The sequence below is a fragment of the Catellatospora coxensis genome, from assembly GCF_016862635.1.
Classification (GTDB): Bacteria; Actinomycetota; Actinomycetes; order Mycobacteriales; family Micromonosporaceae; genus Catellatospora; species Catellatospora coxensis.
The window spans coordinates 74789-81420 of record NZ_BONI01000040.1 but is presented as its reverse complement, the minus strand read 5'-3'; the positions used below and the strand labels follow the sequence as shown (position 1 = coordinate 81420).

The 6632-nt window shown below is 71.8% G+C and carries 7 protein-coding genes; 2 read left to right on the top strand and 5 right to left on the bottom strand.

Annotated features, from left to right (window positions below):
* Positions 1-72: 72 nt before the first annotated feature.
* The gene (locus Cco03nite_RS23160) at positions 73-561 is read right to left on the bottom strand and encodes an isochorismatase family protein (protein ID WP_203694280.1); all 489 of its coding nucleotides are present in this window, start codon (positions 559-561) and stop codon (positions 73-75) included.
* Positions 562-796: 235 nt separating this feature from the next.
* On the opposite strand from Cco03nite_RS23160, the gene Cco03nite_RS23155 reads away from it, so the two are divergent.
* Positions 797-1852: a S1 family peptidase gene (locus tag Cco03nite_RS23155; protein ID WP_203694279.1), complete on the top strand. Its 1056-nt coding sequence runs from the start codon at positions 797-799 to the stop codon at positions 1850-1852.
* A gap of 134 nt (positions 1853-1986) precedes the next feature.
* Positions 1987-2643, top strand: coding sequence for a hypothetical protein (locus Cco03nite_RS23150; protein WP_203694278.1), 657 nt, complete (start codon positions 1987-1989; stop codon positions 2641-2643).
* On the opposite strand, the gene Cco03nite_RS23145 is transcribed toward Cco03nite_RS23150, so the two are convergent.
* The 4 genes from Cco03nite_RS23145 to Cco03nite_RS23130 all read right to left on the bottom strand — a co-directional run bounded on the left by Cco03nite_RS23145 (position 2625) and on the right by Cco03nite_RS23130 (position 6621).
* A complete protein-coding gene (locus Cco03nite_RS23145) occupies positions 2625-3599 on the bottom strand; it encodes an alpha-ketoacid dehydrogenase subunit beta (protein ID WP_203694277.1) in 975 nt (324 codons plus the stop codon). The two genes, Cco03nite_RS23150 and Cco03nite_RS23145, sit on opposite strands and share 19 nt — an antisense overlap.
* A complete protein-coding gene (locus tag Cco03nite_RS23140) occupies positions 3599-4591 on the bottom strand; it encodes a thiamine pyrophosphate-dependent dehydrogenase E1 component subunit alpha (RefSeq protein WP_203694276.1) in 993 nt (330 codons plus the stop codon). Before Cco03nite_RS23140 ends, Cco03nite_RS23145 begins: the two co-directional genes overlap by 1 nt.
* Before the next feature lie 105 nt (positions 4592-4696).
* Positions 4697-5689, bottom strand: coding sequence for a methyltransferase (locus tag Cco03nite_RS23135; protein ID WP_203694275.1), 993 nt, complete (start codon positions 5687-5689; stop codon positions 4697-4699).
* Positions 5690-5832: 143 nt separating this feature from the next.
* The gene (locus tag Cco03nite_RS23130) at positions 5833-6621 is read right to left on the bottom strand and encodes a DUF3050 domain-containing protein (RefSeq protein WP_203694274.1); all 789 of its coding nucleotides are present in this window, start codon (positions 6619-6621) and stop codon (positions 5833-5835) included.
* Positions 6622-6632 lie beyond the last annotated feature (11 nt).

The window sequence follows — 6632 nt, the reverse complement described above, 5'->3', positions numbered from 1 at the left end:
CTTAACGAGTCGCGGCCTCGGAGCGCGCCTGAAGGCGCGACTCGTTAAGAGTTGCGCGAGGGGGCGGGTGGGTCAGAGGTAGTCGGCGGTGGTGCGGACGCGGCCGAAGCGGGGGAAGGTGCGGCGGACGGCCATCTCGTGTTCGTCGGTGGCCAGGCCGGACATGGCGTCCTCGACGAATTCGAGGTCGTAGCCGAGGTCGCTGGCGGCGCGGGCGGTGGACTCGACGCCCATGGTGGTGACCAGGCCCGCGAGCGCGAGCGTGGTCACGCCGCGTCGCCGCAGCTGCTCGTGCAGGTCGGTGCCGTGGAACGCGCCGATGGTGCGCTTGACCACGAGCACGTCGCCGGGCTGCGCCAGGCCCTCGACCAGGTCGCTGCCGGGCGGCTGGGTGGGCACGTTCGGCCGCTCGACGCGCACCAGCACCACCGGGCGGTCCGCCGTCCGGAACGCGGTCGCCAGCTGGGTGCACCGCCGCAGCACGTCGTCGCCGGAGTGCGGTTCCACGGGAAGCGCCACGATGCGGGGCATCAGGTCGATCAGTACGAGAGCCGTGGCCATGTAATCGATCTTACTCCGCCGCGATGTTCCTCGATCGTCCGCCGCGACCCGCGCGGCGGACGTTCCGGGCGCTGTCGAGGTTGCATGTTGAGCGTTGTTGGCACATATATTTAGCAAGCTAAATATTGAAGATTCTTGCAAGGTTTGGCATCGTGTTCCACGACTGAGCGCCTCATCCGGGCAACTCGGTCACCTCCGGCATGTCACCACATGCCACAACCCCGAGGAGGAACCCATGCTCCACACGCGATCCACGTCCCGGCGCGCAGCCGTGCGCGTGGCGGCCGCCGCCCTGCTCGCCGCGGGTCTGCTGGTCCCGGCGACGGCCCAGGCCGCCCCGGCCACCGAGCCGGTGCTGACCGCCGACGCGGCGACCGCCCTCGCGGCACAGATCGACTCGGCCGGCGTCTACCAGGACAGCACCGGAAAGATCGTCGTCACGGTCACCGACGAGGCCGCCGCCGCACGGGTCCGCGCCGCGGGCGGTGTCGCCCGCCTCGTCGCCCGCAGCGCCGCGCAGCTCAACGGCGCCACCGCCGAACTCGACCGGCTCGCCCGCATCTCCGGCACTTCCTGGTACACCGACCCGATCAGCAATCAGGTCGTGGTCACCGCCGACAGCACCGTCACCGGGGCGAAGCTGGCCAAGCTGAAGGCCGTCACCGACCGCCTCGGCGACACCGTCCGGGTGGAGACCGTCGCCGGCACGCTCAGCCCGACGATCGCCGGCGGGCAGGCCATCTATGGCGGCGGCTCGCGCTGCTCGCTCGGCTTCAACGTGCGCAACGCCGCCGGTGTCTACTTCTTCCTCACCGCCGGCCACTGCACCAACCTGGCCTCCAGCTGGTACGCCAACTCGGCCCGCACCCAGCTGATCGGCACCCGTACGGGCAGCAGCTTCCCCGGCAACGACTACGGCATCGTGCGCTACGACAGCACGATCGCCCACCCCGGCAACGTCTGGCTCTACAACGGCAGCTCGCAGGACATCACCAGCGCCGGCAACGCCGTGGTCAACCAGACCGTGTACCGCAGCGGCAGCACCACCGGCCTGCGCAGCGGCCGCGTGCTCGGCACCGGCGCGACCGTCAACTACCCGCAGGGCACCGTCACCGGCCTGATCCGCACGAACGTGTGCGCCGAGGGCGGCGACAGCGGCGGCTCGCTGTTCGCGGGCACCGTCGCGCTCGGCCTGACCTCGGGCGGCAGCGGTAACTGCAGCACCGGTGGCACGACGTACTTCCAGCCGGTGACCGAGCCGCTCAGCGTCTACGGCGTGAGCGTCTACTGAGCACTCCTCCTCAGGTGAGGCAGCCGCCGGGGTTCCCCCCACCCGGCGGCTGCCGCCATAGGCCCCCGTGGTCGGCGCAGTACGCCTAGCCTTGCCGGTGGCGGAGACCACCGCCCAGAACGGGGAGCACGCTCATGGAGCACGCGGGAACCGGTGACGGGTCGGCCGACCTGTCCATGTTCGACACCGAACCACCCCGACCCTGGCGGGGGCGGACGCTGCTGTGGCTGGCCCCGGCGCTCGCCGCGCTGGTGCTGCTCGGCACCGTCTGGCTCGCCACACCGCCGGAGCCCGACCCCGCGCAGCAGGCGGGCAGCGCGGGCAACGGCTGTTCCGGGCAGGTCTGCGTCAGGCTCTTCGAACTGCGCGGGGACGACGGCCGGCTGCCGACCGACGCGCAGTTGCGCACCGGGCTGGAAGCGGAGAACCGGCCGCTGCTGTTCATCTGGCGGCGGGGCGCGTCCCCGGGCCCGCTGGTCATTCCGGCCGGACGGGCGTACGACAGCTATGCCGTGTTCGGGGCCTGCGCCGGTGGCGGCCGCATGGCGGTGACCGTGGACAGCGACGAGGGCTTCCGCGCCACGTTGCCGATCCGGTGCGGCGGTGTCGTCGGGCCGGGCTTCTACTTCCCGCCGAACGGTCTCGCCGGAGCCGCGAAGGACACGCCGATCGGGCCTTACCCGATCAGCATGTCCTACGAGGGCACGGTGACCGACGCGGTCGTCGCCGTCTTCGGCAGCTTCCCGCAGCCCCCGTCGCCGAGCCCGTCCGGTCAGCGGCTGGACTTGTAGACCTCCTGCACGGCGGTGAGCAGCTGCTCCTGCTGCGGCTGGACGGCCAGGTCGAGCTCGCTCGCGAAGGGCAGCACCGCGCCGTCGGGCCGGGTGACCCGCTTCGGCGGCGCCGTCAGCCGCATCTCCTCGGCCGCGGTGGCCAGGATCTCCCCGGCGATGCCGCACATCCGGTTCGAGTCGTCGACGACGACCAGCCGCCCGGTCTTGTTCACCGACGCCGCCAGCCCCGCCCAGTCGAACGGGTACAGCGAGCGCGGGTCGAACACCTCCACCGAGATCTGGTCCGCGAGCTGCTCGGCGACGCCCAGCGCGGCCTGCACCAGGTGCCCGACCGCGACCACGGTCACGTCCGTGCCCTCCCGGTGCACCCGGCCGACCCCGAGCGGCACCGGGCCGAGCGCGTCCATGTCCACGTCCCCGCGCACCCCGAGCGAGCCCGCGGGCGCGAACAGCACCACCGGGTCGTCGTCGCGGATCGCCGTCAGGAACAGCCCGTACGCGTCCTCCGGCGTCGCCGGCACCACCGTCTTCACCCCGACGTGCGCGAACAGCCCGTACGGGTGGTCGGAGTGCTGGCCGGCCCAGCCGCTGCGCGAGCCCGAACCGGGCACGAAGTAGGTCACCGGGACCTTCGCCTGCCCGCCGGTCATCAGCGAGAATTTGTGCGCCTGGTTGGCGATCTGCTCGAAGACCAGGAACAGCAGCGACGGGATCTGGAACTCGATGACCGGCCGCAGCCCGGCCAGCGCCGCTCCGGTCGCGAAGCTGGTGAACGCCTGCTCGGACAGCGGGGTGTCGACGACGCGGGCCGGGCCGTGCTTGGCCAGCAGGCCGGTGGTGACGTTGTTGACGGCGACGCCGATGTCCTCGCCGAGCACGCACACGTTCTCGTCGCGGGCCATCTCGTCGGCCAGCGCCCGCTGCAGGGCCTTCAGGTAGGAGAGTCGTGCCATCACCGCACCGCCGTGTCGAGGAGTCCGATTCCGTTGCGCCCCCGCATGCCGGTGGCGTAGAGGTGGTCGAGCGCGCCGGCCGGGTCGGGGCGCGGGCTGTCCAGCGCGAACGCGACCGCCTCGGCCATCAGGGCCTCGACGTCCGCGTCGATCCCGGCGCGCACACCCTCGTCCAGGCGTACGCCGTGGATGTCCAGGGGGTCGCGGGACCGGCCGGCCGCGACCTCCTCGTCGCTGCGGTAGCGCACCCGGGCCTTGTGCTCCCAGGTGTGGTGGGCGTCGAAGCGGTACGCGGTGGCCTCGATGAAGCTCGGCCCGCCCCCGGCGCGGCCGCGGGCCACGGCGTCGCGGGCCGCGTCGAGCACCGCCGCCGCGTCGGCCCCGTCCACGCTGACCGCGGGGATGCCGAACGCCTCGGCCCGGCCGGTGATCGACCCGGCGACCGACTGCGCCACGGTGAGCGTGGTGGCGTACCCGTTGTTCTCGCAGACGAACAGCACCGGCAGCCGCCACAGCGCGGCCAGGTTGAACGTCTCCAGCAGCACGCCCTGGCTGACCGCGCCGTCGCCGAAGAAGCTGACGGCGACCCGGTCGCTGCCCTCCTTGACCGCGGCCCAGGCCGCGCCGGTGGCGATGGCCCCGCCCGCGCCCACGATGCCGTTCGCGCCGTAGATGCCCTTGCCGAAGTCCGCGGCGTGCATCGAGCCGCCCCGGCCCCGGTTGAGGCCGGTCGCCCGGCCGGTCAGCTCGGCCAGCATGCGCACCGGGTCGGCGCCCTTGGCCAGCACGTGCCCGTGCCCGCGGTGGGTGCTGGTGATGACGTCGTCGTCGCGTAGGGCCGCGCACACACCCGCGGCGATGGCCTCCTGCCCGATGTACGGGTGGATCCCGCCGACGATCTCCCCGGCGTGCACCAGCTCGATCGCCCGTTCCTCGAACCTGCGGATCAGCCGCATCGTCCGGTAGAGCTCCATGTCGCTCCGCTCGCGCATGCCTTCTCCTTCCTCAAGATCGCTCGACTTGCCGGGCAGGTGGGCGAAAGGGCGCTCAAGATACGCACAGGTGCCGGGCAAGTCCGGCGATCTTGAACGGCCCGCTCACGCGACCCGCGCCTCCAGGACTCCGGGGCGGGCCGCGATGATCTCGAACCCGGCTTTGCCCAGCAGTTCCCGGTACTCGGTCTCGGTGCGGTCGTGGCCCTCCAGGGTGACCAGCATGAGCAGGTCGACGAGCCCGGCGGCGGAGCGGCCCGCCGGGTCGGTCTCCTCGGGCAGGAACTCCTCCAGCACGATCAGCCGTCCGTGCGGCGGCAGCACCGCATGCACCCGGCGCAGGATCGCGATCGCGTTGTCGTCGTTCCAGTTGTGCAGCACCCGGGCCAGCGTGTAGACGTCGCCGCCGTCGGGCACGCCGTCGAAGAAGCTGCCCTCCACGCACGCCGAGCGCCCCGCGAGCCCGGCCTCGGCCAGCCTGGCGCGGGCGGCGGCCGCGGCGTCGGGCAGTTCCAGCAGCACACCTTGCAGGTCCGGGTGCCGTTCCAGCAGCTCCGCCAGCAGGCTGCCGTTGCCGCCGCCGACGTCGACGACGATGCGGGCGCCGCTCAGGTCGCAGCCGGCCAGCGCCTCCGGCGGGCGCTGGTCGCCCATGGACTCGTTGAACACCGCCGCGGCCTCGGGGTTGTCGCCCAGGTAGTCGTAGAACGGGCGGCCGTACACCGCCTCGAAGGCCGGGCGGCCGGTGCGCAGCGTGTGCATGATCTCGGCGAACGAGCGGAACACCTCGTCGCCCTGCATCAGCGCGTTGAGCCGCACCGAACCGGGCACGTCGGCGCGCAGCAGCTCGGTGGTGGGGGTGAGGCCGTAGGTGTCCGGCGCGGGCCGGGTGAACAGGCCCATCAGCGCCAGGGCCCGCAGCAGGCGACCCAGCGCCCGGGGGTCCGCGCCGCACCGGTGGGCGAGGTCGCCGACGTGCACCGGCCCGTCCGCCATCAGGTCCGGCACGCCGAGCCGGACCAGCGCGTACACGCCCTGGGCAACCCAGCTGCCGGACAGGATGCCGAGGAGTTTTCGTCGGGCCAGTGCTTCGTTCATGTCGCTCTCCGTGCCGAAGATGTGCCGATACCGTGGCTCACAACCCGGCGGGGCCGGTGGTGAGCCTGGCTGCAGATGCCGAGACCGTGGCTCACAACCTCGCGGAGCCGGTTGTGAGCCACGGTCGAAAAAAGAGAGGGTGCTCAGCCCGCCTGGATGGCGTCGTGGATGCCGGTCCACAGCTTCTGGCGCGCGGCCAGCGCCGCGTTGACCGTCTGCGCCGCCTGCGCCCACTTCTCGTCGTCGTCGCCGCACAGGTCGGTGACCATCTGCATGGCCATCGGGGTGTGGAACTCGCCGTCGACCTCGATGTGGCGGGCCAGGTAGTCGACGAACGTGTCGAGCTTGCCGCCCTCCTGGTTGACCTTGATGACCTGCTGGAACATGTCCGGGATCAGGTCCTCGCGGCCGAACGCGAACGCCGCGGCCTGGCAGTGGATCGGCAGCGTGTCGATGAAGCGGAACGTGGTGCGCACGAAGTCGGCCGAGACCGGGTTGACGTTCGCCCCGGTCAGCGCCTGCTCCACCGTGCTGCCCTCGCCCAGCATCTTGATCAGGTGGTTGATGGCGGTGGTGTCCGCGCCGGCCTGGTCCATGCCGCCGACGTACAGCTCGAAGTGGCTGATGAAGCCGCCCTGCAGCTCGTCGCTCTCCTCGACCAGCACGATGTCGTTGATCAGGCGGCGGCTGCCGGTCGGGCCGCTCGGGATCCACGGCACTGTCACGCTGGTCAGGTGGCGCTGCAGCGACTTCAGCAGGGACATGAAGTCCCACACCGCGAAGACGTGGTGCTCCATGAACGTGACGATGGCCTGGTGGTTGTCCAGCGCGGCGTACAGCGGGTGGGTGACGACCGCGTTGCGGGCCTCGCTCACCGCCTCCTCGAGCCTGGTGATGCCCGGATGCGTCTGGCCCCAGTCGTAACGCGACATAACTCTCTCCT

Coding starts and splice junctions, on each gene's coding strand:
- Cco03nite_RS23160 (WP_203694280.1), bottom strand. CDS start 561: ATGGCCACGGCTCTCGTACTGATCGACCTGATGCCCCGCATCGTGGCG.
- Cco03nite_RS23135 (WP_203694275.1), bottom strand. CDS start 5,689: ATGAACGAAGCACTGGCCCGACGAAAACTCCTCGGCATCCTGTCCGGC.
- Cco03nite_RS23150 (WP_203694278.1), top strand. CDS start 1,987: ATGGAGCACGCGGGAACCGGTGACGGGTCGGCCGACCTGTCCATGTTC.
- Cco03nite_RS23140 (WP_203694276.1), bottom strand. CDS start 4,591: ATGCGCGAGCGGAGCGACATGGAGCTCTACCGGACGATGCGGCTGATC.
- Cco03nite_RS23130 (WP_203694274.1), bottom strand. CDS start 6,621: ATGTCGCGTTACGACTGGGGCCAGACGCATCCGGGCATCACCAGGCTC.
- Cco03nite_RS23145 (WP_203694277.1), bottom strand. CDS start 3,599: ATGGCACGACTCTCCTACCTGAAGGCCCTGCAGCGGGCGCTGGCCGAC.
- Cco03nite_RS23155 (WP_203694279.1), top strand. CDS start 797: ATGCTCCACACGCGATCCACGTCCCGGCGCGCAGCCGTGCGCGTGGCG.